The organism is Klebsiella sp. GB_Kp047, assembly GCF_040065235.1.
GTDB lineage: Bacteria > Pseudomonadota > Gammaproteobacteria > Enterobacterales > Enterobacteriaceae > Klebsiella > Klebsiella quasipneumoniae.
Window position 1 is genome coordinate 1 of record NZ_JBEAJG010000030.1, and the last position, 24,365, is coordinate 24,365.

17 protein-coding genes are annotated in these 24,365 nt (G+C 56.9%); 13 read left to right on the forward strand and 4 right to left on the reverse strand.

Features of this window, described 5'->3' with window-relative positions:
• The 8 genes from ftsK to ABLV76_RS11830 form a co-directional block, all read left to right on the forward strand.
• Nucleotides 1-2,719: DNA translocase FtsK (gene ftsK, locus ABLV76_RS11795; RefSeq protein WP_348878324.1), on the forward strand; the 2,719-nt coding region annotated here is incomplete at its 5' end.
• A gap of 122 nt (nucleotides 2,720-2,841) precedes the next feature.
• Nucleotides 2,842-3,453, forward strand: coding sequence for an outer membrane lipoprotein chaperone LolA (gene lolA / locus ABLV76_RS11800; protein WP_004201368.1), 612 nt, complete (start codon nucleotides 2,842-2,844; stop codon nucleotides 3,451-3,453).
• Nucleotides 3,454-3,461: 8 nt separating this feature from the next.
• The gene (gene rarA / locus ABLV76_RS11805) at nucleotides 3,462-4,805 is read left to right on the forward strand and encodes a replication-associated recombination protein RarA (RefSeq protein WP_004201370.1); all 1,344 of its coding nucleotides are present in this window, start codon (nucleotides 3,462-3,464) and stop codon (nucleotides 4,803-4,805) included.
• Nucleotides 4,806-4,896: 91 nt separating this feature from the next.
• Complete coding sequence (serS, locus tag ABLV76_RS11810) at nucleotides 4,897-6,189, forward strand: serine--tRNA ligase (protein ID WP_004201371.1); 1,293 nt, start codon at nucleotides 4,897-4,899, stop codon at nucleotides 6,187-6,189.
• Nucleotides 6,190-6,387: 198 nt separating this feature from the next.
• Nucleotides 6,388-8,826, forward strand: coding sequence for a dimethylsulfoxide reductase subunit A (gene dmsA, locus ABLV76_RS11815; protein ID WP_257323095.1), 2,439 nt, complete (start codon nucleotides 6,388-6,390; stop codon nucleotides 8,824-8,826).
• 10 nt (nucleotides 8,827-8,836) lie between these two features.
• A complete protein-coding gene (locus ABLV76_RS11820; RefSeq protein ID WP_004201375.1) occupies nucleotides 8,837-9,454 on the forward strand; it encodes a DMSO/selenate family reductase complex B subunit in 618 nt (205 codons plus the stop codon).
• Nucleotide 9,455: 1 nt separating this feature from the next.
• On the forward strand, nucleotides 9,456-10,319 hold the full coding sequence (locus tag ABLV76_RS11825) for a dimethyl sulfoxide reductase anchor subunit family protein (RefSeq protein WP_064183032.1): 864 nt from the start codon (nucleotides 9,456-9,458) through the stop codon (nucleotides 10,317-10,319).
• 274 nt (nucleotides 10,320-10,593) lie between these two features.
• Nucleotides 10,594-11,742, forward strand: a complete 1,149-nt coding sequence (locus ABLV76_RS11830; RefSeq protein WP_257323094.1) for an MFS transporter — start codon at nucleotides 10,594-10,596, stop codon at nucleotides 11,740-11,742.
• Between the two features lie 158 nt (nucleotides 11,743-11,900).
• Here the strand turns inward: ABLV76_RS11830 and pflA are convergent, their stop codons facing one another.
• The 4 genes from pflA to ycaO form a co-directional block, all read right to left on the reverse strand.
• Nucleotides 11,901-12,641, reverse strand: coding sequence for a pyruvate formate lyase 1-activating protein (gene pflA, locus ABLV76_RS11835; protein ID WP_002898145.1), 741 nt, complete (start codon nucleotides 12,639-12,641; stop codon nucleotides 11,901-11,903).
• Nucleotides 12,642-12,832: 191 nt separating this feature from the next.
• Nucleotides 12,833-15,115 carry a formate C-acetyltransferase gene (pflB, locus tag ABLV76_RS11840; RefSeq protein WP_004201379.1) on the reverse strand — a complete coding sequence of 761 codons (2,283 nt, stop codon included), beginning with the start codon at nucleotides 15,113-15,115 and terminating at the stop codon, nucleotides 12,833-12,835.
• A 51-nt stretch (nucleotides 15,116-15,166) separates the two neighbouring features.
• A complete protein-coding gene (focA, locus tag ABLV76_RS11845) occupies nucleotides 15,167-16,024 on the reverse strand; it encodes a formate transporter FocA (protein ID WP_004201380.1) in 858 nt (285 codons plus the stop codon).
• A 385-nt stretch (nucleotides 16,025-16,409) separates the two neighbouring features.
• Nucleotides 16,410-18,170 carry a 30S ribosomal protein S12 methylthiotransferase accessory factor YcaO gene (ycaO, locus tag ABLV76_RS11850; RefSeq protein ID WP_023320066.1) on the reverse strand — a complete coding sequence of 587 codons (1,761 nt, stop codon included), beginning with the start codon at nucleotides 18,168-18,170 and terminating at the stop codon, nucleotides 16,410-16,412.
• Nucleotides 18,171-18,285: 115 nt separating this feature from the next.
• Between ycaO and ABLV76_RS11855 the strand changes: the two genes are divergently transcribed.
• The 5 genes from ABLV76_RS11855 to rpsA all read left to right on the forward strand — a co-directional run bounded on the left by ABLV76_RS11855 (nucleotide 18,286) and on the right by rpsA (nucleotide 24,277).
• Nucleotides 18,286-18,978: a DUF421 domain-containing protein gene (locus ABLV76_RS11855; RefSeq protein WP_004201382.1), complete on the forward strand. Its 693-nt coding sequence runs from the start codon at nucleotides 18,286-18,288 to the stop codon at nucleotides 18,976-18,978.
• A 188-nt stretch (nucleotides 18,979-19,166) separates the two neighbouring features.
• Nucleotides 19,167-20,255, forward strand: coding sequence for a 3-phosphoserine/phosphohydroxythreonine transaminase (gene serC, locus ABLV76_RS11860; RefSeq protein WP_004201383.1), 1,089 nt, complete (start codon nucleotides 19,167-19,169; stop codon nucleotides 20,253-20,255).
• A gap of 73 nt (nucleotides 20,256-20,328) precedes the next feature.
• The gene (gene aroA / locus ABLV76_RS11865; protein ID WP_004201384.1) at nucleotides 20,329-21,612 is read left to right on the forward strand and encodes a 3-phosphoshikimate 1-carboxyvinyltransferase; all 1,284 of its coding nucleotides are present in this window, start codon (nucleotides 20,329-20,331) and stop codon (nucleotides 21,610-21,612) included.
• A 174-nt stretch (nucleotides 21,613-21,786) separates the two neighbouring features.
• Nucleotides 21,787-22,470, forward strand: coding sequence for a (d)CMP kinase (gene cmk / locus ABLV76_RS11870; RefSeq protein ID WP_004201385.1), 684 nt, complete (start codon nucleotides 21,787-21,789; stop codon nucleotides 22,468-22,470).
• 133 nt (nucleotides 22,471-22,603) lie between these two features.
• The gene (gene rpsA / locus ABLV76_RS11875; RefSeq protein WP_002898162.1) at nucleotides 22,604-24,277 is read left to right on the forward strand and encodes a 30S ribosomal protein S1; all 1,674 of its coding nucleotides are present in this window, start codon (nucleotides 22,604-22,606) and stop codon (nucleotides 24,275-24,277) included.
• Nucleotides 24,278-24,365 lie beyond the last annotated feature (88 nt).

Consider the following 24,365-nt stretch of genomic DNA (forward strand, 5'->3'; position numbering starts at 1 on the left):
GCCGCAGGGGTATCAACCCGAGCCTGCGCCGTATCAGCAGCCGGTTTACGATCCGCATGCTGTCCAGCCTACGCCGCAGGGGTATCAACCCGAACCTGCACCGTATCAGCAGCCGGCTTACGATCCGCATGCCGGTCAGCCTGCGCCGCAGGCGTATCAGCCTGAGCCCGCGCCGGTACCTGCCGCGCAGCCAGAGCCTGAGGTCGTGCAGGAAGAAGTGAAACGTCCGCCGCTCTATTATTTCGAGGAAGTGGAAGAGAAGCGGGCGCGCGAACGCGAGCTGCTGGCTTCCTGGTATCAGCCTATTCCGGAGCCGGAAAGTCCGATCGCCACCAAACCGCTGACGCCGCCCGCCTCGCCGTCCAAACCGCCCGTGGAGTCAACCGTAGTTTCTGCGGTGGCGGCCGGAGTGCATCAGGCAACGGCTGCCAGCGGCGGCGCAGCCGCTGCGAAGACGGCGACCGCCGCGTCCGCAGCGACAGCGCCATTGTTCAGCCCGGCCTCCAGCGGACCGCGGGTCCAGGTGAAAGAGGGCATTGGTCCAAAACTACCGCGGCCAAATCGCGTTCGTGTCCCGACGCGTCGGGAACTGGCCTCCTATGGCATCAAGCTACCGTCGCAGCGGGAAGCTGAACAGCGCGCGCGGCAGGCCGAGCGCGACCCCCATTATGATGATGAGCTGCTCTCGGATGAGGAAGCGGATGCTATGGAGCAGGATGAGCTGGCTCGCCAGTTCGCCGCCACTCAACAGCAGCGCTATGGCCATCGCTGGGAAGACGATAACGCGACTGATGACGATGACGCCGATGCCGCGGCGGAAGCGGAGCTGGCGCGCCAGTTTGCCGCCACCCAGCAGCAGCGCTACGCCTCCGAGCAGCCGCCGGGCGCTAATCCGTTCTCGCCGGCGGATTATGAATTCTCGCCGATGAAAACGCTGGTCAATGAGGGTCCGAGCGAGCCGCTGTTTACGCCGACACCGGAAGTACAGCCGCAGCAGCCAGCCCAGCACTATCAACAACCGGCCGCCGCTCCGCAGCAGGGTTATCAACCTGCGCAGCACCAGCCGGTACACCCTCAGCCAGTGCCGCAGCAGCCTTACCAGACTGCGCCGCAGCCCGTGCAGCAGCAACAGCCGGTTGCCCCACAGGGGCACCAGCCTGCCGCGCCTGCGCCGCAGGAGAGCCTGATCCACCCGCTGCTGATGCGCAATGGCGATAGTCGACCGCTGCAAAAGCCGACAACGCCGCTGCCGTCGCTGGATCTGCTCACGCCGCCGCCCAGTGAAGTCGAGCCGGTCGATACCTTTGCTCTTGAGCAGATGGCACGACTGGTGGAAGCGCGACTCGCCGATTTCCGCATTAAAGCGGATGTGGTGAACTACTCGCCGGGGCCGGTGATCACCCGCTTCGAACTGAATCTGGCGCCTGGCGTCAAAGCGGCGCGAATCTCTAACCTGTCACGGGATCTGGCGCGTTCGCTTTCCACGGTCGCCGTGCGCGTGGTGGAAGTGATCCCGGGTAAACCGTATGTCGGGCTTGAGCTGCCGAATAAAAAGCGCCAGACCGTCTACCTGCGTGAAGTGCTCGACAACAGCAAGTTCCGTGATAACCCGTCGCCGCTGACCGTGGTGCTGGGTAAAGACATCGCCGGCGATCCGGTGGTGGCCGATCTGGCGAAAATGCCGCACCTGCTGGTGGCCGGTACCACCGGTTCCGGTAAGTCAGTCGGCGTCAACGCCATGATCCTCAGCATGCTCTACAAAGCGCAGCCGGAAGATGTGCGTTTCATTATGATCGACCCGAAAATGCTCGAGCTGTCGGTCTACGAAGGTATTCCGCATCTGCTGACGGAAGTAGTCACCGACATGAAAGACGCCGCCAATGCGCTGCGCTGGAGCGTCAACGAGATGGAGCGTCGCTACAAGCTAATGTCGGCGCTGGGCGTGCGTAATCTGGCGGGCTATAACGAGAAGATTGCTGAAGCGGCACGCATGGGCCGTCCGATCCCGGATCCATACTGGAAGCCAGGCGACAGTATGGATGCCGTGCACCCGGTACTGGAAAAGCTGCCGTACATAGTGGTGCTGGTGGACGAATTCGCCGACCTGATGATGACCGTCGGTAAGAAGGTGGAAGAGCTGATCGCTCGCCTGGCACAGAAAGCGCGTGCGGCGGGGATCCACCTGGTGCTGGCGACGCAGCGTCCGTCGGTGGATGTCATTACCGGTCTGATTAAGGCCAACATTCCGACGCGTATCGCCTTTACCGTGTCGAGTAAAATTGACTCGCGTACCATTCTCGATCAGGGCGGTGCGGAATCGCTGCTCGGGATGGGGGATATGCTCTACTCCGGGCCGAACTCCACCACGCCGGTGCGCGTCCATGGGGCGTTTGTTCGCGACCAGGAAGTCCACGCTGTGGTTCAGGACTGGAAAGCCCGCGGTCGTCCGCAGTATGTTGACGGCATTACCTCCGACAGCGAAAGCGAAGGCGGCGGCGGTGGTTTCGACGGCGGTGAAGAGCTGGATCCGCTGTTCGATCAGGCGGTCAGCTTTGTGACCGAGAAGCGTAAAGCGTCGATTTCCGGGGTGCAGCGCCAGTTCCGCATTGGCTATAACCGTGCCGCGCGTATCATCGAACAGATGGAAGCGCAGGGCATTGTCAGCGAGCAGGGCCATAACGGTAACCGCGAAGTGCTGGCGCCGCCGCCCTTTGAATGAGTGCAAAGTTGGGTAAATAAGCGCAAAATCAGCCAATTCTTCTGTCCCGCCGCCGTCGGCGGTCCTACATTAGGGGCAGAAGAGGCTCCCGCGTCGGGAGTGACGCACATTAAGGAAGAACAATGAAAAAACTCGCAATCACCTGTGCATTACTGTCTGGTATGGTCGTCAGCCAGGTCTGGGCAGATGCGGCCAGTGACTTAAAAAGCCGTCTTGATAAAGTGAGCAGCTTCCATGCCAGCTTCACGCAAAAAGTCACCGACGGCAGCGGCAACGCCGTGCAGGACGGACAGGGCGACCTGTGGGTAAAACGCCCGAATCTGTTTAACTGGCATATGACCCAGCCGGATGAGAGCGTCCTCGTTTCGGATGGTAAAACCCTGTGGTTCTATAACCCGTTCGTCGAGCAGGCCACGGCGACCTGGCTGAAAGACGCCACCAGCAACACGCCGTTTATGCTGATTGCCCGCAACCAGTCCAGCGACTGGCAGCAGTACAATATCAAACAAAACGGCGATGATTTTGTGCTGACGCCGAAAAGCGGCAGCGGCAACCTGAAGCAGTTCACGATCAACGTCGGTCGGGACGGCACCATCCATCAGTTCAGCGCCGTCGAGCAGGACGATCAGCGCAGCAGCTATCAGCTGAAATCGCAGCAGAACGGCGCCGTCGACGCATCTAAGTTCACCTTTACGCCGCCGAAAGGGGTGACGGTGGACGATCAACGTAAGTAGAGGCGAAAGTGAGCAATCTGTCGCTCGATTTTTCCGACAACGCGTTTCAACCTCTGGCCGCTCGCATGCGGCCAGAAAATTTAGCGCAGTATATTGGCCAGCAGCACCTGCTGGCGCCGGGCAAACCCCTGCCGCGGGCGATCGAAGCCGGGCACCTGCATTCGATGATCCTCTGGGGGCCGCCGGGTACCGGCAAGACTACCCTGGCGGAAGTTATCGCCCGTTATGCCAGCGCCGATGTCGAAAGGATCTCGGCGGTGACCTCCGGGGTGAAAGAGATCCGCGAGGCCATTGAGCGCGCGCGGCAGAATCGCAACGCCGGCCGACGAACGATTCTGTTTGTTGACGAAGTGCATCGCTTCAATAAAAGCCAGCAGGATGCCTTTCTGCCGCATATTGAAGATGGCACTATCACTTTTATTGGCGCGACCACCGAAAACCCTTCCTTTGAGCTTAACTCAGCGCTGCTCTCCCGCGCCCGCGTCTATTTACTGAAATCGCTCACTACCGACGATATCGAGCGGGTGCTTGACCAGGCGATGAACGATAAAACCCGCGGCTACGGCGGCCAGGATATCGTTTTGCCGGATGAGACCCGCAGGGCCATCGCCGAACTGGTGAACGGCGACGCGCGGCGGGCGCTGAATACCCTGGAAATGATGGCCGATATGGCCGAGAGCGATGATGCGGGCAAGCGGGTGCTGAAGGCGGAACTGCTGACCGAGATCGCCGGCGAGCGCAGCGCGCGCTTTGATAATAAAGGCGACCGTTTCTACGATTTGATTTCCGCCCTGCATAAGTCGGTGCGCGGTAGCGCGCCGGACGCGGCGCTTTACTGGTACGCGCGGATCATCACCGCCGGGGGCGATCCGCTGTATGTTGCCCGCCGTTGTCTGGCGATTGCCTCGGAAGACGTCGGCAACGCCGATCCGCGGGCGATGCAGGTGGCCATATCGGCGTGGGACTGCTTCACCCGCGTCGGGCCGGCGGAAGGCGAACGGGCGATTGCCCAGGCTATTGTCTATCTGGCCTGCGCGCCGAAGAGCAATGCGGTCTACACCGCCTTTAAAGCGGCGCTGGCCGATGCGCGAGACCGTCCGGACTATGACGTTCCGGTGCATCTGCGCAATGCGCCGACGAAGCTGATGAAAGAGATGGGCTACGGGCAGGAGTATCGCTACGCTCATGACGAACCTAACGCCTACGCCGCCGGCGAGCAGTACTTCCCGCAGGAAATGGCGCAAACGCGCTATTATCACCCGACAAACCGGGGGCTTGAGGGCAAAATTGGCGAAAAGCTCGCCTGGCTCGCTGAACAGGATCAAAATAGCCCGATAAAACGCTACCGCTAATTGAGGCGTTGCGGTAAGGTTATTACACTATTTCCGTGGCCGTAGCCTGCGGCCACTTTTCTTTTTTTAATTCGATAAGCACAGGATAAGCATGCTCGATCCCAATCTGCTGCGTACCGAGCCAGACGCAGTCGCAGAAAAACTGGCACGCCGGGGCTTTAAGCTGGATGTAGATAAACTTCGCGCGCTTGAAGAGCGTCGTAAAGTTCTGCAGGTGCAAACGGAAAACCTGCAGGCGGAGCGCAACTCCCGATCGAAATCCATTGGCCAGGCGAAAGCGCGCGGGGAAGACATCGAGCCATTACGCCTGGAAGTGAACAAACTCGGCGAACAGCTGGATGCCGCAAAATCCGAGCTGGAAGCGCTGCTGGCGGAAATCCGCGATATCGCGCTGGCGATCCCGAATATTCCTCACGATGACGTGCCGGTTGGCCGTGACGAAAACGACAACGTTGAAGTCAGCCGCTGGGGCACGCCGCGCCAGTTCGATTTTGACGTGCGCGATCACGTGACGCTGGGTGAAATGCACGGCGGGCTGGATTTTGCCGCCGCCGTTAAGCTCACCGGTTCGCGCTTCGTGGTGATGAAAGGCCAGCTGGCCCGTCTGCACCGCGCCCTGGCGCAGTTCATGCTGGATCTGCACACTGAACAGCATGGCTATAGCGAAAACTATGTCCCGTACCTGGTAAACCAGGACACCCTGTATGGCACCGGCCAGCTGCCGAAATTCGCCGGCGACCTGTTCCATACTCGCCCGCTGGAAGAAGAGGCTGACAGCAGCAACTACGCGCTGATCCCGACGGCGGAAGTGCCGCTGACCAACCTGGTGCGTGATGAAATTATCGATGAAGACGATCTGCCGATCAAAATGACCGCCCATACGCCGTGCTTCCGTTCCGAAGCGGGTTCTTATGGTCGCGACACCCGCGGTCTGATCCGTATGCACCAGTTCGATAAAGTTGAGATGGTGCAGATTGTCCGTCCGGAAGACTCCATGGCGGCGCTGGAAGAGATGACCGGACACGCCGAGAAAGTGCTGCAGCTGCTGGGCCTTCCGTACCGTAAGGTCGCGCTGTGCACCGGCGATATGGGCTTCAGCGCCTGCAAAACCTATGACCTCGAAGTGTGGGTCCCGGCGCAGAACACCTACCGTGAGATCTCTTCCTGCTCTAACGTCTGGGATTTCCAGGCGCGTCGTATGCAGGCTCGCTGCCGTAGCAAGTCCGACAAGAAGACCCGTCTCGTTCATACCCTGAATGGTTCTGGCCTGGCGGTTGGTCGTACGCTGGTGGCGCTGATGGAAAACTATCAGCAGGCCGATGGCCGTATCGAGATCCCGGAAATCCTGCGCCCGTATATGCGCGGCCTCGAATATATCGGTTAATTTTTACCATCTCCCTTAAAAGCGCCTGCGGGCGCTTTTTTTACACCCTTATTGATACCGGGCAATAATCCCTTCCGCGAATGCAGTGATACTCCCTTTGGATTAAATCAGCATAAAAAACCAATAATATTTCAAAGCATTATATATATGACTATATAGCGCTTATCAGTTTATTGTGAGCAACCAAAGCGAGTATCCATGAAAATTAAAGCCCCCGATGCTTTACTGGCTGCTGAGGTAAGCCGCCGTGGTCTGATGAAAACCACGGCAATAGGCGGCCTGGCGCTGGCCAGCAACGCACTAACGTTACCCTTTTCCCGTATGGCCCATGCCGCCGACACGCCAGCCCCGGCCAGTGAGAAGGTGGTCTGGAGCGCATGCACCGTCAACTGCGGTAGCCGCTGCCCGCTGCGCATGCACGTGGTGGATGGCGCGATTAAATACGTTGAAACCGATAATACCGGTGACGATAACTATGACGGCCTGCATCAGGTGCGCGCCTGCCTGCGCGGACGTTCTATGCGCCGCCGGGTTTATAACCCCGATCGGCTGAAATACCCCATGAAGCGCGTAGGTAAACGCGGTGAGGGTAAATTCGAGCAAATCAGCTGGGAAGAGGCATTCGATATCATCGCCAGCACGACGCAGCGGCTGATTAAAGATTACGGCAATGAGTCCATCTATCTGAACTACGGCACCGGCACGCTGGGTGGCACGCTGACCCGCTCCTGGCCGCCGGGGAAAACCCTGATTGCCCGTCTGATGAACTGCTGCGGCGGGTATCTCAATCATTACGGCGACTATTCATCCGCGCAGATTGCTGCCGGGTTGAATTACACCTACGGCGGTTGGGCAGATGGCAACAGCCCGTCGGATATTGAAAACAGCCAGCTGGTAGTGCTGTTCGGCAACAACCCCGGGGAAACGCGGATGAGCGGCGGCGGGGTGACCTACTATCTTGAGCAGGCGCGCCAGAAATCCAATGCCAGGATGATCATTATCGATCCGCGCTATACCGACACCGGCGCCGGACGCGAAGATGAATGGATCCCTATTCGCCCAGGCACCGATGCGGCGCTGGTATCGGGTCTGGCGTGGGTGATGATCACCGAGAATCTGGTCGATCAGCCGTTCCTCGATAAATACTGCGTGGGATACGACGAGAAAACGCTGCCCGCCGGTGCGCCAGCCAATGGTCATTACAAAGCTTACATTCTTGGCGAGGGCACTGACGGTATCGCCAAAACGCCGGAGTGGGCCTCGACCATTACCGGTATTCCGCGCGAACGCATTGTTAAACTGGCGCGGGAAATTGCCACCGCTAAACCGGCCTATATCAGCCAGGGCTGGGGGCCGCAGCGTCATGCCAACGGCGAAATCGCCACCCGGGCTATCGCGATGCTCGCCATTCTGACCGGTAACGTCGGGATCAACGGCGGCAATAGCGGTGCGCGCGAGGGCTCCTACAGCCTGCCGTTTGAACGTATGCCGACGCTGGAGAATCCGGTTCAGACCAGCATCTCGATGTTTATGTGGACCGATGCGATTGAGCGCGGCCCTGAAATGACCGCCCTGCGCGATGGGGTGCGTGGCAAAGATAAGCTCGATGTGCCGATCAAAATGATCTGGAATTATGCGGGCAACTGCCTGATCAACCAGCACTCTGAGATCAACCGCACCCACGAAATCCTGCAGGACGATAAGAAGTGCGAGATGATTGTGGTCATCGACTGTCATATGACCTCGTCAGCGAAATACGCCGATATTCTGCTGCCGGACTGCACCGCCTCTGAGCAGATGGATTTCGCGCTAGATGCCTCCTGCGGCAACATGTCCTACGTCATCTTTGCCGACCAGGCCATTAAGCCGCGTTTCGAATGTAAAACCATCTATGAGATGACCAGCGAGCTGGCGAAGCGCCTTGGCGTCGAGGAGAAATTTACCGAAGGCCGTACCCAGGAAGGCTGGATGCGCTATCTGTATGAGCAGTCGCGCAAAGCGATTCCCGACCTGCCGGATTTCGACACCTTCCGTCAGCAGGGCATCTATAAGCAGCGCGATCCGCTAGGTCATCATGTGGCCTACAAAGCCTTCCGTGAGGATCCGCAGGCTAATCCGCTGACCACGCCTTCGGGCAAGATCGAAATTTACTCGCAGGATCTGGCGAAAATCGCCGCCACCTGGGAGCTGCCGGAAGGGGATGTTATCGATCCGCTGCCGATCTACACCCCGGGTTTCGAAAACTACAACGATCCGCTGACAGCGAAATACCCGCTACAGCTCACCGGCTTCCACTATAAATCTCGCGTCCACTCGACCTACGGCAACGTCGATGTACTGAAGGCCGCCTGCCGGCAGGAGATGTGGATTAACCCGATCGATGCCCGCCAGCGCGGCATTGCCAACGGCGATCGCATTCGCATCTTCAACGACCGTGGGGAAGTGCATATCGAAGCGAAGGTGACCCCACGCATGATGCCGGGCGTGGTCGCGCTGGGGGAAGGGGCCTGGTATAACCCGGACGCCTCGCGCGTGGATCAGGCGGGCAGCATTAACGTGCTGACCACCCAGCGCCCCTCGCCGCTGGCGAAGGGCAACCCGTCGCATACCAACCTCGTCCAGGTTGAGAAGCTGTAAGGAGTAACCGATGACAACTCAGTATGGATTTTTTATTGATTCCGCCCGTTGCACCGGTTGCAAGACCTGCGAACTGGCCTGTAAGGACTACAAAAATCTGACCCCGGAGGTCAGCTTCCGCCGCATCTATGAATATGCCGGCGGCGACTGGCAGGAGGATAACGGCGTCTGGAATCAGAACGTGTTCGCCTATTACCTCTCCATCGCCTGTAACCACTGCGAAGATCCGGCCTGCACCAAGGTCTGCCCGAGCGGTGCGATGCACAAGCGCGAAGACGGTTTTGTGGTGGTCAACGAAGAGGTCTGCATTGGCTGCCGTTACTGCCATATGGCCTGTCCGTACGGCGCGCCGCAGTATAACGCCGATAAAGGACATATGACTAAGTGCGACGGCTGCCACGAGCGCGTCGCCGAAGGGAAAAAGCCGATCTGCGTCGAGTCCTGCCCGTTGCGGGCGCTCGATTTCGGGCCGATTGCCGAACTGCGCGCTAAGCACGGCCAGCTGGCGGCGGTGGCGCCGCTGCCTTCGGCGCACTTTACCCGGCCGAGCATCGTGATCAAACCTAACGCCAATGCCCGGCCGTGTGGCGATACCACTGGTTATCTGGCGAACCCGAAGGAGGTGTGAGATGGGAAACGGATGGCATGAATGGCCGCTGATGATCTTTACGGTCTTCGGCCAGTGCGTCGCGGGCGGCTTCATCGTCCTGGCGCTGACGCTGATGACGGGTAAGCTTCCCCGTGAGCAGGAGCAGCGCGTGGTGGGCAGCATGTTCGGCCTGTGGGTATTGATGGGGATCGGGTTTATCGCCTCGACAATGCACCTCGGTTCGCCGCTGCGGGCCTTTAACTCGCTCAATCGCGTGGGGGCCTCGTCGCTGAGTAATGAGATAGCCAGCGGGGCGATCTTCTTCGCCATTGGCGGGATTGGCTGGCTGCTGGCCGTGTGCAAAAAGCTGCCTGCCGGACTGCGTAGCCTGTGGCTGGTAGTGACCATGGCGCTGGGGGTGATCTTCGTCTGGATGATGGTGCGGGTCTATAACACCATCGACACGGTGCCGACCTGGTATACCGTCTGGACGCCGCTGAGCTTCTTCCTGACGCTGTTTATCGGCGGCCCGCTGCTGGGCTATCTGCTGCTGCGCGTCGCAGGCGTCGACGGTTGGGCGATGCGCCTGCTGCCGGTGGTCACTTTGCTGGCGCTGCTGGCGAGTATTGTGGTGGTCGTGATGCAGGGAAGTGAACTTGCCACCATCCGCAGCTCAGTTCAGCAGGCCTCCGCCCTGGTGCCGGATTATGGGCTGCTTATGGCCTGGCGCGTGGTGCTGCTGGCGCTGGCCCTGGCCTGCTGGTGCGTGCCGCAGATTCGCGGCCGCAAGCCGGCGCTCTCGCTGCTCGGCCTGGCGTTTGTTCTGGTGCTGGCGGGAGAGATGATTGGCCGCGGCGTATTCTATGGTCTGCATATGACCGTCGGGATGGCTATCGCCAGTTAATCAGCCTCATCATGCCGGCGCAGGCGTGCCGGCATGATGAAAACGTGCTGTTGATAGATGAAATTTTTCGACTGAAATTAACGCCGGGATTTATTAATAAATTAAGAAAAACAATAGCGTATTATTTGTTGCCTCACCTTTCCCCCTTCTGTGGATAAAAAACTTCTATCGTGCCCTGCAAAACCGCGTCAGGCCTGATTTCAGGTGGATTGACAATGTTTTTAGCGGTGGCATGATGCGCTCGCGATCTGAACATTCCTCACGGTTTTTACCCATGACCATCTACACCCGGCCAGTGCAAATGCTGCTCTGTGGCCTGCTTTTACTGACCCTGGCGATAGCGGTGCTGAATACGCTCGTCCCGCTGTGGCTCGCCCATGAAAATATGCCAACCTGGCAGGTCGGCATGGTGGGGTCATCTTATTTTACCGGCAACCTGGCCGGTACGTTGCTTGCCGGCTGGGTGATCAAGCGCCTGGAGTTTAACCGCAGCTATTATCTCGCGTCGTTAATCTTTGCCGTCGGCTGCGTAGGGCTGGGGATCACCGTGGGCTTCTGGACGTGGCTGAGCTGGCGGTTTATCGCCGGCGTAGGCTGCGCGATGATTTGGGTGGTAGTGGAAAGCGCGCTGGTCTGCAGCGGCACTTCTCGCAGCCGCGGTCGTCTGCTGGCGGCGTACATGATGGTTTATTACGTTGGTACCGTACTCGGCCAACTGATGGTCAGTAAACTACCCACTGATTTAATGAGCGTCCTGCCGTGGGTGACGGGCCTGGCGCTGGCGGCGATCCTGCCGCTGCTGTTTACCCGCATTATGGGGCAGGCCGAAGAGCCGCATGAAACGGTACGGATCTGGCCGATGCTTAAGCTGCGCCAGGCGCGCCACGGGGTCAATGGCTGTATTATCTCGGGGATTGTCCTCGGTTCGCTGTATGGCCTGATGCCGCTGTGGCTGAACCATCAGGGCGTCAGCGACGCCGGCATTGGCTTCTGGATGGCGGTGATGGTGAGCGCGGGGATCCTCGGCCAGTGGCCGGTAGGGCGGCTGGCAGACCGCTACGGTCGCCTGCTGGTGCTGCGGGTGCAGGTTTTTGTGGTGATTCTGGGATGTCTGGCGATGCTCAGCCAGGCGGCAATGGCGCCGGCGCTGTTTGTGCTTGGGGCATCCGGTTTCACGCTGTATCCGGTGGCGATGGCCTGGGCCTGTGAGAAAGTGGAGCACCATCAGCTGGTGGCGATGAACCAGGCGCTGCTGATGAGCTATACCATCGGCAGCCTGCTGGGCCCGACGCTGACGGCGATGCTGATGCAGAACTTCTCGGATAACCTGCTGTTTATCATGATCGCCAGCGTGTCGTTTATCTATCTGCTGACCCTGCTGCGCAAAGCCGGGCATCATCCAACGCCGGTGGCGCACGCCTGATCCTGTAACGCGCAGCGCATGCTGCGCGTCATCCGCTTCAATTACCTAAGCTTGCTGCTGCACAGCCAACCTGCCGCTTTGCATGAGAAACGGCTGGACGGACACGGCTTCCCACGCCGTTGCAGGCCGGCATAGGTGCTTCACCGGCCCGGGTGGGATTAGTACATCACTTTATGACCATACTGCTCAAGGATGCCTTTTACCCGCTCCATGGTCTCTTTCTTCGGCGGATGGACGCCGTCCAGCTTGTATTCTTCGCCCATCGCTACCCATTTGTGTTTGCCCAGCTCATGGTATGGCAGCAGCTCGATTTTTTCGACATTGCCCATATCGCGGGTAAATTCACCCAGGCGGTGCGCGGAGTCATCATCGTCTGACCAGCCCGGAACCACCACGTAGCGGATCCAGACATTGATATTCTTCTTCGCCAGATACTGGGCGAATTCCAGCGTACGATGGTTAGAGACGCCGACCAGGTTCTGATGAATCTCATCATTCATCTGCTTGAGATCCAGCATCACCAGGTCTGTTACCTCCAGCAGTTCGTCGATAACCGGATCGTAGCGACGGACAAAGCCGTTGGTATCGAGACAGGTATGAATACCTTCTTTCTTACAGGCGCGGAACCAGTCGCGAACAAACTCCGCCTGCAGGATCGCCTCACCGCCCGATGCGGTGACGCCGCCGCCGGAAGCATTCATAAAGTGGCGATAGGTCACCACCTCTTTCATGAGCTCTTCAACGGTGATTTCTTTGCCGCCGTGGGTATCCCATGTATCACGGTTATGGCAGTACAGGCAACGCATCAGGCAGCCCTGGAAAAAGGTAATAAAGCGGATGCCCGGGCCATCAACGGTGCCACAGGATTCAAAGGAGTGAATGCGACCAATAACTGACATTGCGGTGTTTTCTCCAGATGTGGCCCATCCGGGGCCGTGTTGGTGCACAGCTCAGCGGCTGTGTCGAGTCTGTTTTGACAGATACCCAAAGTATAGATAACTGGCAAAGCAGGCTAGGGCGGGGATTGCTTGTTAAAAAGGCCCCACTGATGTGGGGCCTTTATTGTACGCTTTTTCAGTCAGACAGGGAATTACATGGTCTGAGTGAAGGTACGGGTAATAACGTCCTGCTGCTGTTCTTTAGTCAGGGAGTTAAAACGTACAGCGTAGCCAGATACGCGGATGGTCAGCTGCGGATATTTTTCCGGGTTTTCCATCGCGTCGAGCAGCATTTCGCGGTTCATCACGTTCACGTTCAGGTGCTGACCACCTTCGATGGACGCTTCGTGGTGGAAGTAACCATCCATCAGACCCGCCAGGTTGGTCTTACGAACTTCGTCATCTTTACCCAGTGCGTTCGGTACGATAGAGAAGGTGTAAGAGATACCATCTTTCGCGTAAGCAAACGGCAGTTTCGCTACGGAGGTCAGAGAGGCAACAGCGCCTTTCTGGTCACGACCGTGCATCGGGTTAGCACCTGGTCCGAACGGCGCGCCAGCGCGACGACCGTCTGGGGTGTTACCGGTTTTCTTACCATATACCACGTTAGAGGTGATGGTCAGAACAGACTGAGTCGGGATCGCGTTGCGGTAGGTGTGCAGTTTCTGAATTTTCTTCATGAAACGTTCAACCAGGTCAACGGCCATGTCATCGACGCGAGCATCGTTGTTACCAAACTGCGGATATTCGCCTTCGATTTCGAAGTCAACAGCCAGACCGTCTTCGTCACGAATCGGTTTAACTTTCGCATATTTGATAGCAGACAGGGAGTCAGCAGCAACGGACAGACCCGCGATACCACACGCCATGGTGCGGATAACGTCACGGTCGTGCAGCGCCATCAGAGAGGCTTCGTAGCTGTACTTGTCGTGCATGTAGTGGATGATGTTCAGCGCAGTGACGTACTGTTTAGCCAGCCAGTCCATGAAGTGATCCATGCGCTCCATGACTTCGTCGAAGTTCAGGACGTCGCCTTTGATCGGTTCAGATTTCGGACCCACCTGCATTTTCAGTTTTTCATCCACGCCGCCGTTGATAGCGTACAGCATGGTTTTCGCGAGGTTGGCGCGAGCACCGAAGAACTGCATTTGCTTACCAACAACCATCGGGCTTACGCAGCATGCGATAGCGTAGTCGTCGTTATTGAAGTCCGGACGCATCAGGTCATCGTTCTCATACTGCAGAGAAGAGGTATCGATGGACACTTTAGCCGCGAATTTCTTGAAGCTCAGCGGCAGTTTTTCAGACCACAGGATAGTGATGTTCGGCTCCGGAGACGGCCCCATGGTGTACAGGGTGTTCAGGAAGCGGAAGCTGTTTTTGGTCACCAGAGTACGGCCGTCAACGCCCATACCGCCGATGGATTCCGTTGCCCAAATCGGGTCGCCGGAGAACAGTTCATCGTATTCCGGGGTACGCAGGAAGCGAACCATACGCAGTTTCATGACCAGGTGGTCAACCATTTCCTGCGCGTCTTGCTCGGTGATTTTACCCGCCTGCAGGTCACGTTCGATGTAGATATCCAGGAAGCTGGAGGTACGACCGAAGGACATTGCCGCGCCGTTCTGAGATTTCACGGCAGCCAGGTAACCGAAGTAGGTCCACTGGATAGCTTCCTGAGCGGTGGTTGCCGGACCGGAGATGTCGTAGCCATATTTAGCCGCCATCTCTTTGATCTGGCCCAGCGCACGGTGCTGTTCAGCAATTTCTTCACGCAGACGGATGGTCGCTTCCAGATCTTCGCCGCTTTCCAGTTTCGCTTGCAGAGAGTTGAACTGGGCGAATTTGTCTTTCATCAGGAAGTCGATACCGTACAGCGCAACGCGACGGTAGTCACCGATGATACGACCACGGCCGTAAGCATCCGGCAGACCGGTCAGTACGCCGGATTTACGGCAGCGCAGGATGTCCGGAGTATAGACGTCGAAAACGCCCTGGTTGTGAGTTTTACGGTACTCGGTGAAGATTTTTTTCAGCATCGGGTCCAGTTCGCGATTGTACGCTTTGCAGGAACCTTCAACCATTTTAATACCACCAAACGGGATGATCGCACGTTTCAGCGGCGCTTCGGTCTGCAGACCAACGATTTTTTCCAGACCTTTCTCGATATAGCCTGCGTCGTGAGAGGTGATGGTGGAAGCCAGGGCAGTGTCAAAATCAACAGGCGCGTGAGTGCGGTTTTCCTGTTTTACACCTTCCATTACGGTGTCCCACAGCTTGGTGGTCGCTTCAGTCGCGCCAGCCAGGAAGGATTCGTCGCCTTCATATGGGGTGTAGTTTTTCTGAATAAAGTCACGGACGTTGACTTCATTCTGCCAGTCACCTTTCGCAAAACCTTCCCAGGCTGTGGCTAACTTTTCATTAAGCTCGGACATGTAACACCTACCTTCTTAAGTGGATTTTTTATTTACTGCCTGAAACAACCCTTAGTGATGGTCGTTGCCACGCAGGTAAATGACCCAGTATGTCAACCCGACCAGCAGACCCCCGCCGATAATGTTCCCGATAGTTACCGGAATCAGGTTATCAGTGATGAAGTTCATAACGGTCAAGTGAGAGAAACTTTCCGGAGTCGAACCGATTGCGGTCCAGAATTCCGGGCTTGCAAAGTTGCGGATTACGATACCCATCGGGATCATAAACATGTTGGCGATGCTGTGCTCAAAGCCGCTGGCAACGAACATCGCTACCGGCAGGACCATGATCATCGCTTTATCCATCAGGCTACGACCGGAATAGCTCATCCATACGGCGAGACAAACCATCAGGTTAGCGAGGATACCCAGGCTCACGGCCTCCACAAAAGTATGGTGCATTTTGTGGTCAGCGGTCTGCAGGACATTGAGCCCCCAACCGCCGTTGGCAGTCATATATTCGCCTGATAACCACATCAGCAGCACAAACAGCAGTGCGCCCACCAGGTTACCAAAATAGACGTTGAGCCAGTTTTTTGCCAGTTGCCCCCAGGTAATTCGACCGCTGGCTTTCGCCACCACGATCAATACCGTAGAGGTAAAGAGGTCAGCGCCGCAGATAACGCACAGAATCAGACCCAGGGAAAAACAGACCCCACCGATAAGCTTGGCAATCCCATAAGGCATCGCGGCAGTGCCGGTGGTCGCGGTGATATAGAATACGAAAGCGATGGAGATGAAAACGCCAGCGGTGATCGCCAGATAAAAGGTCTTCATCGGATGCTTCGTTGCTTTATAGACACCTGCTTCTTCGGCGACTTTCGCCATCGCGGCAGGGAGCAAAAGATCAAAAGGGTTGTCAGCTTTCACACTAACTCTCTCTTTATATAAGTTGGCGGTGAGATACTAACAAAGCATTATAGAAGGGAAATTGATATAGATCATATCTCACCGGAACTATATGCCTTTTTAGTGTGTGGTTTTTGTGATTTATTGAATTAACTGATTGAATATTATGAGGAAAATAAATTTTAAAATTTATAAATTATGTTGAATTTTTTCGTTTTCACGCCATTTCTTGAGTTAATTAATATGGAGTATTTTATTTAAAATTAACGAATGGTAAATGTTATAAGCGCGTTATTTACTATTAATTAACTTTACAACTACAAACTATAGTGGCCACCTCGTCAGGTGAAATCAACGGAGCCACATTGGGCTCCGTTGTTGGCAACCACGATGGCGCGCTTAGGGCTTATTTTGCCCAGAACGCCGCCTTCGCCCGCTGCAGTTTTTCATAAGCCTTCAGTAGCGACTGATGGGCCGGGAAGGCCTGCAGATCGCTGTCGACAGCCTGGAGGCCATAGAACGGCGCTTCCCCGCTCAGCGCCGCGCTGGCGGCTTCGACCGCCTCGGCGCCGTACATACGGATGAAGGCGTTCAGGTATTGCAGCGGCTGACGCTCCTCTTCCTGGCTCAGCAGCAGCAGGGTCTGCAGGCAGCGATAGTAGTTAGCACGTTCGGCGCTGAAGACCGAAGCGTTGAATTCCATGGTCCACTCGGTCCAGATCAGCGCCTGCTCCAGATCGCCGCCGGCCAGGGCCAGCATGGCTTTCAGCTCCCCGACGCGCAGGGTATACCAGCCGTTGTCTTTGCCGGTGGCGAGGCCCAGCAGTTCGCGAACGCGGGTGAAATCATCCAGACCCTCATCGTCCATCTGCTCGATCAGCGCCAGGTAATCTTCTTTTTCCCACTCGCTGCCCGGCAGGGACAGAATGGTGTCGCGCAGATGAGCGCCCATGCTGTTGTTCGCCAGCCACAGATCTTCCGCTGGGTAAATATCCGACATCCCCGGGACGATGATACGGCAGGCGTAAACGCCCAGGTGCTCGTAGTCGGCGATATATACTTCTTTATCTTCGGCCTTGAAGATGGCCATCAGGGTGGCGAACTCTTCTTCTGTGGTGCCGGAGAAGCTCCAGTCCACGAACGGATAGTCGGCATCCTGCTTGAACATATCCCAGGAAATCAGGCCGCTGGAGTCGATAAAGTGGGTTTCGAGGTTAGCGTGCTCGGCGACTTCTTCATCGTCGAAGGTCGGCGGCGTGAAGACGTCGAGATCTTTCAGGCTACGGCCCTGCAGCAGTTCGGTGACCGTACGCTCCAGCGCCACGCCGAAGTCCGGGTGGGCGCCGAAAGAGGCGAAGCAGGTGCCGTTTGCCGGGTTAAACAGCACGACGCAGATAACCGGATACTTGCCGCCCAGCGAGCCATCATAGGCAAAGATCGGGAAACCTTCGGCTTCCAGTTTGGCGATCGACTCCACGACGCCCGGATAGCGCGCCATGACCTCCGCCGGGATCTCCGGCAGGCTGATGCTTTCGGCGATGATGCGATTTTTGATGTGGCGCTCAAAGACTTCGGACAGGCCCTGCACACGAGCTTCATTACGGGTGTTGCCGGCGGACATGCCGTTGGAGACATACAGGTTGCCGACGATATTCATAGGAATATAGACCGTTTCGCCGTCGGACTGGCGGGTAAAGGGCAGGCCGCACACGCCGCGCTCATCATTACCGGATTGCAGATCCACCAGCATGCTGGCCGTCAGCTGATCGTCCGGATCGTAGAACGCGCGCAGACGAGCATCCAGCAGGCCTTCCGGGACCTCGTCGTCTTCGGTCAGCGGGAACCACTTTTCGTTCGGGTAGTGAACGAACGGGCCATTAGCGATAGTGTCGCCTAACCAGAAGTCAGCGAAAAAATAGTTGGTGGACAGGCGCTCGAAATATTCGCCCAGCGCGGAGGCGAGGGCTGCCTTTTTGGTGGCGCCTTTACCATTAGTAAAGCACAGCGCGCATTCCTTATCGCGAATGTGAACGGACCACACGTGCGGCACCGGGTTCAGCCACGAGGCCTCTTCGATATCAAATCCGAGGTCGAGCAATTTTTGCTGGAAGCGAGCGATGGAATCTTCCAGGGCGGCATCTTTGCCGGGAATAAACGTTTGGGTCATGGCGATCACTTTTGTCGTACGGAAAGCGCGCAATGATACGGCTTTTATCTGACAGGTGCTATCTCCATCATCTGGCTATGCTTAGAGACATCTTTTAATACTCAGGGAGATGATAATGAAAGCCTTTGACTGGCAGCGGATGGCGCTCGATAAAGTGCCAGTGGAATTTCTCGGCGAGGTGGCGTTGCGCAGCCTCTACACCTTCGTTCTGGTCTTTATTTTCCTCAAAATTACCGGACGGCGCGGCGTGCGGCAGATGTCGCTGTTTGAGGTGCTGATTATTTTGACCCTCGGTTCGGCGGCGGGGGACGTGGCGTTTTATGACGATGTCCCGCTGTTGCCGGTGCTGGTGGTCTTCGTCACGCTGGCGCTGCTTTATCGCGGCATTATGTGGCTGATGGGGCATAGCGAAAAGCTGGAGGATCTGCTGGAGGGCAAGCCTATCGTGGTGGTGGAGGAGGGGCAGTTGGCCTGGGAGAAACTGCATGCGGAAAATATGACCGAATTCGAATTTTTTATGGAGCTGCGGGTCAACAGCGTCGAGCAGCTCGGCCAGGTGCGGCTGGCGATCCTTGAAACCAACGGCCAGATCAGCGTGTTTTATTATCCCGATGACGAGGTGAGGGCCGGGTTGTCGATCCTCCCGACGCACTGCACCACGCGCTATACCACTATTCCTCAGGAAGGGATCTACGCCTGCGTACGCTGCAGCATCGTGATGGCGATGCAGGCGGGAGAAAAGCGAATATGTCCCCGCTGCGCAAATGCAGAATGGTCGAAGGCCAGCCGGGCGAAACGGCTCACCTGACAGCAAATATGTCGGTTTTATTACGTCAAGCCGATAGATTCTGTTGTGTGACGGCCGCCGCGTTTTGCCGTCGGCGAGTTTTAGCCATTGCGGACCGTGTCACTGAATGATAAAACCGATAGCCACAGGAATAACTTATGCCCGCGGCGGTTCGCGGGCAAAACAACATAGCAACGTGGTGAGGGGAAATGGCTCAGGTCTATAACTTCAGTTCGGGCCCGGCAATGCTGCCGGCGGAAGTACTCAAACTGGCTCAGCAGGAACTGTGCGACTGGCACGGTCTGGGTACGTCGGTCATGGAAATCAGTCACCGTGGTAAGGAATTCATCCAGGTGGCAGAAGAGGCAGAACAGGACTTCCGTTCTCTGCTGAACATCCCTTCCAACTATAAAGTGTTGTTCTGCCATGGCGGCGGCCGCGGCCAGTTCGCCGGGATCCCGCTGAACATCCTCGGCGATAAAAACGTCGCTGACTATGTGGACGCCGGCTACTGGGCGGCCAGCGCGGTCAAAGAGGCGAAGAAATACTGCACGCCTAACGTCATCGACGCGAAAATCACCGTCGACGGCAAGCGCGCGGTCAAGCCAATGAGCGAGTGGCAGCTGACGCCGGGCGCGGCGTATCTGCACTACTGCCCGAACGAAACCATTGACGGTATCGCGATTGACGATACGCCGAACTTCGGCGACGACGTCATCGTGACCGCCGATTTCTCCTCCACTATTTTGTCTCGCGAAATTGATGTCAACCGCTACGGCGTGATCTACGCTGGCGCGCAGAAGAATATCGGCCCGGCAGGGTTGACGCTGGTTATCGTGCGTGAAGATCTGCTGGGTAAAGCCAGCGTGGCCTGCCCGTCAATCCTCGACTACACCGTGTTAAGCGAGAATGACTCGATGTTTAACACGCCGCCGACGTTCGCCTGGTATCTGGCCGGTCTGGTGTTTAAGTGGCTGAAACAGCAGGGCGGCGTCGCCGCGATGGACAAGATCAACCAGCAGAAAGCCGAACTGCTGTATGGCGTGATCGATAACAGCGGCTTCTATCGTAACGATGTGGCGCAAGCCAACCGCTCCCGCATGAACGTGCCGTTCCAGCTGGCGGACAGCGCGCTGGATAAACTGTTCCTTGAAGAGTCGTTTGCCGCCGGGCTGCACGCGCTGAAGGGCCACCGGGTGGTGGGCGGCATGCGTGCCTCCATCTACAACGCGATGCCGCTGGACGGCGTGAAGGCGTTAACCGATTTTATGCTGGACTTCGAACGCCGCCACGGTTAATCGCCCGTTTCTTTCTTCCTCCCCGCGGCCTGTCTGCGGGGTTTTTATTCTGTTTGTTTGAGAGTGAAGTTTGATGGAATCCCTGACGTTACAACCCATCGCACGCGTAGAGGGCACCGTGAACCTGCCAGGTTCGAAAAGCGTCTCCAACCGCGCGCTGCTGCTGGCCGCCCTGGCCCGCGGCACGACGGTGCTGACCAACCTGCTGGACAGCGACGATGTGCGCCATATGCTGAATGCCCTGAGTGCGCTGGGGGTTCAATATACCCTGTCTGCTGACCGTACCCGCTGTGAAGTGACCGGCAACGGCGGCCCGCTGCATGCCGCAGCGGCGCTGGAGCTGTTCCTCGGCAACGCCGGTACCGCGATGCGCCCGCTGGCGGCAGCTCTGTGCCTTGGCAGCAACGATATCGTGCTGACCGGCGAGCCGCGAATGAAAGAGCGCCCGATTGGCCATCTGGTGGATGCCCTGCGTCAGGGCGGCGCTCAGATCGACTATCTGGAGCAGGACAATTATCCGCCGCTGCGCCTGCGCGGGGGGTTCCAGGGGGGCAACGTCGACGTTGACGGCAGTGTCTCCAGCCAGTTCCTGACCGCGCTGCTGATGGCCGCGCCGCTGGCGCCGCAGGATACCGTTATCGCCATTAAGGGCGATCTGGTGTCGAAACCCTATATCGACATCACCCTGCACCTGATGAAAACCTTCGGGGTTGAGGTGGACAACCAGTCTTATCAGCGCTTTGTGGTGCGCGGCAAGCAACAGTATCAGTCACCGGGGGATTACCTGGTGGAAGGAGATGCTTCATCGGCCTCGTATTTCCTCGCCGCTGGCGCCATTAAGGGCGGCACGGTGAAGGTTACCGGTATCGGCCGCGGCAGCGTACAGGGCGACATTCGTTTCGCCGACGTACTGGAAAAAATGGGCGCCACCGTCACCTGGGGCGACGATTTCATCGCCTGCACCCGTGGCGAGCTCAAGGCTATCGATATGGATATGAACCATATTCCGGACGCCGCGATGACCATCGCCACCGCCGCGCTGTTCGCGCAAGGCACTACCACGCTGCGCAATATCTACAACTGGCGGGTCAAGGAGACGGACCGTCTGTTCGCCATGGCGACAGAACTGCGTAAAGTAGGCGCCGAGGTGGAAGAGGGTGAAGATTATATTCGCATCACCCCGCCGGCGACGCTGAAGTTTGCTGAAATCGGCACCTATAACGACCACCGGATGGCGATGTGCTTCTCGCTGGTGGCGCTGTCTGATACGCCGGTGACTATCCTTGATCCCAAATGTACGGCGAAAACGTTCCCCGACTATTTTGAGCAACTGGCGCGGATCAGTACCCTCGCCTGAGTAAAACTTTGTCATCCCGCGGGCTGATGTCCTGTCAGCCCGCTATAATTGCGCAAAACTTCTGCTTTTCATTTCCTGTAGTCCGTAATTTACAAGCAATGCTCACTTTCCGGCGTATTGATGCGTATAATGCGCGGCGTTTATATTCCATGCGCCTTGCTGAAGGAGAAAAAGATGACGGCGAATATTCCGGTAATCACCATTGATGGGCCTGGCGGTGCGGGTAAAGGTACGTTGTGCAAGGCAATGGCGGAAGCGCTGGGCTGGCATCTGTTAGATTCAGGCGCGATCTACCGCGTTCTGGCGCTGGCGGCGCTGCATCATCATGTTGACGTGGAGTCCGAAGAGGCGCTGGTGCCCCTGGCTGCCCATCTTGACGTGCGCTTTATTTCTACTGACGGCAACCTGGAAGTGGTGCTGGAAGGGGAAGATGTCAGCGGCGAAATTCGCACCCAGGAGGTCGCGAACGCCGCCTCCAAGGTGGCGGCTTTCCCTCGCGTTCGCGAAGCGCTGCTGCGCCGCCAGCGCGCCTTCCGTGAACTGCCGGGGCTTATCGCCGACGGGCGCGATATGGGCACGGTGGTTTTCCCGGACGCGCCGGTGAAAATTTTCCTCGATGCCTCGGCCGATGAGCGAGCGCATCGCCGCATGCGGCAGTTGCAGGAAAAGGGCTTTGATGTTAACTTTGAACGTCTTTTGTCCGAGATAAAAGAGCGTGATGATCGCGATAGAAATCGCGCCGTGGCGCCGCTTGTCCCGGCTGCCGATGCATTAGTTCTCGATTCAACCGAACTAAACATTGAGCAAGTGATTGAAAAAGCGCTACAATATGCGCGCGAAAAATTGGCCGTTGCGTAAGCCTTAACCGGTAACGCGCCGAAGCCTCCGAATTATAGCAGTACCCCGCGGCAATGGATGGTCAGCGGGTATGTGAAACAACCCCATCCGGCACGGAGCCAGGTGGACGTTAATATTAACCTGAAGATTAAACATGACTGAATCTTTTGCTCAACTGTTTGAAGAATCCTTAAAAGAAATCGAAACCCGCCCGGGTTCCATCGTTCGTGGTGTTGTTGTTGCTATCGACAAAGACGTAGTACTGGTTGACGCCGGTCTGAAATCTGAGTCCGCCATCCCGGCTGAGCAGTTCAAAAACGCCCAGGGCGAGCTGGAAATCCAGGTTGGTGACGAAGTTGACGTTGCTCTGGATGCAGTAGAAGACGGCTTCGGTGAAACTCTGCTGTCCCGTGAGAAAGCTAAACGTCACGAAGCTTGGATCACGCTGGAAAAAGCTTACGAAGACGCTGAAACTGTTACCGGTGTTATCAACGGCAAAGTTAAAGGTGGCTTCACTGTTGAGCTGAACGGTATTCGTGCGTTCCTGCCGGGTTCCCTGGTAGACGTTCGTCCGGTGCGCGACACGCTGCACCTGGAAGGCAAAGAGCTTGAGTTCAAAGTCATCAAGCTGGACCAGAAGCGTAACAACGTTGTTGTTTCTCGTCGTGCCGTTATCGAATCCGAAAACAGCGCAGAGCGCGATCAGCTGCTGGAAAACCTGCAGGAAGGCATGGAAGTCAAAGGTATCGTTAAGAACCTCACTGACTACGGTGCATTCGTTGATCTGGGCGGCGTTGACGGCCTGCTGCACATCACCGATATGGCCTGGAAACGCGTTAAGCATCCGAGCGAAATCGTAAACGTTGGCGACGAAATCACTGTTAAAGTGCTGAAGTTCGACCGCGAGCGTACCCGTGTATCCCTGGGCCTGAAACAGCTGGGCGAAGATCCGTGGGTAGCTATCGCTAAACGTTATCCGGAAGGTACCAAACTGACCGGTCGCGTGACCAACCTGACCGACTACGGCTGCTTCGTTGAAATCGAAGAAGGCGTTGAAGGCCTGGTTCACGTTTCCGAAATGGATTGGACCAACAAAAACATCCACCCGTCCAAAGTTGTTAACGTTGGCGACGTAGTGGAAGTGATGGTTCTGGATATCGACGAAGAACGTCGTCGTATCTCCCTGGGTCTGAAGCAGTGCAAATCTAACCCATGGCAGCAGTTCGCGGAAACCCACAACAAGGGCGACCGTGTTGAAGGTAAAATCAAGTCTATCACTGACTTCGGTATCTTCATCGGCCTGGACGGCGGCATCGACGGCCTGGTTCACCTGTCTGACATCTCCTGGAACGTTGCAGGCGAAGAAGCAGTTCGTGAATACAAAAAAGGCGACGAAATCGCAGCAGTTGTTCTGCAGGTTGACGCAGAGCGTGAGCGTATCTCCCTGGGCGTTAAACAGCTGGCGGAAGATCCGTTCAACAACTACGTTGCTCTGAACAAGAAAGGCGCTATCGTTGTTGGTAAAGTCACTGCAGTTGACGCTAAAGGCGCAACCGTAGAACTGGCTGACGGCGTAGAAGGTTACCTGCGTGCTTCTGAAGCATCCCGTGACCGCGTTGAAGACGCAACTCTGGTTCTGAGCGTTGGCGACGAAGTTGAAGCGAAATTCACTGGCGTGGATCGTAAGAACCGCGTAGTGAGCCTGTCTGTACGTGCGAAAGACGAAGCGGAAGAAAAAGACGCTATCGCTACCGTGAACAAGCAGGAAGACGCGAACTTCTCCAACAACGCCATGGCTGAAGCGTTCAAAGCAGCGAAAGGCGAGTAATCTTTGTCATTCAGGTAATAACAACCTGAATAGTGACGAGTTTACTTGACAGATTGCAGGATTCGTCCTGTAATCAAGCACAAAGGGC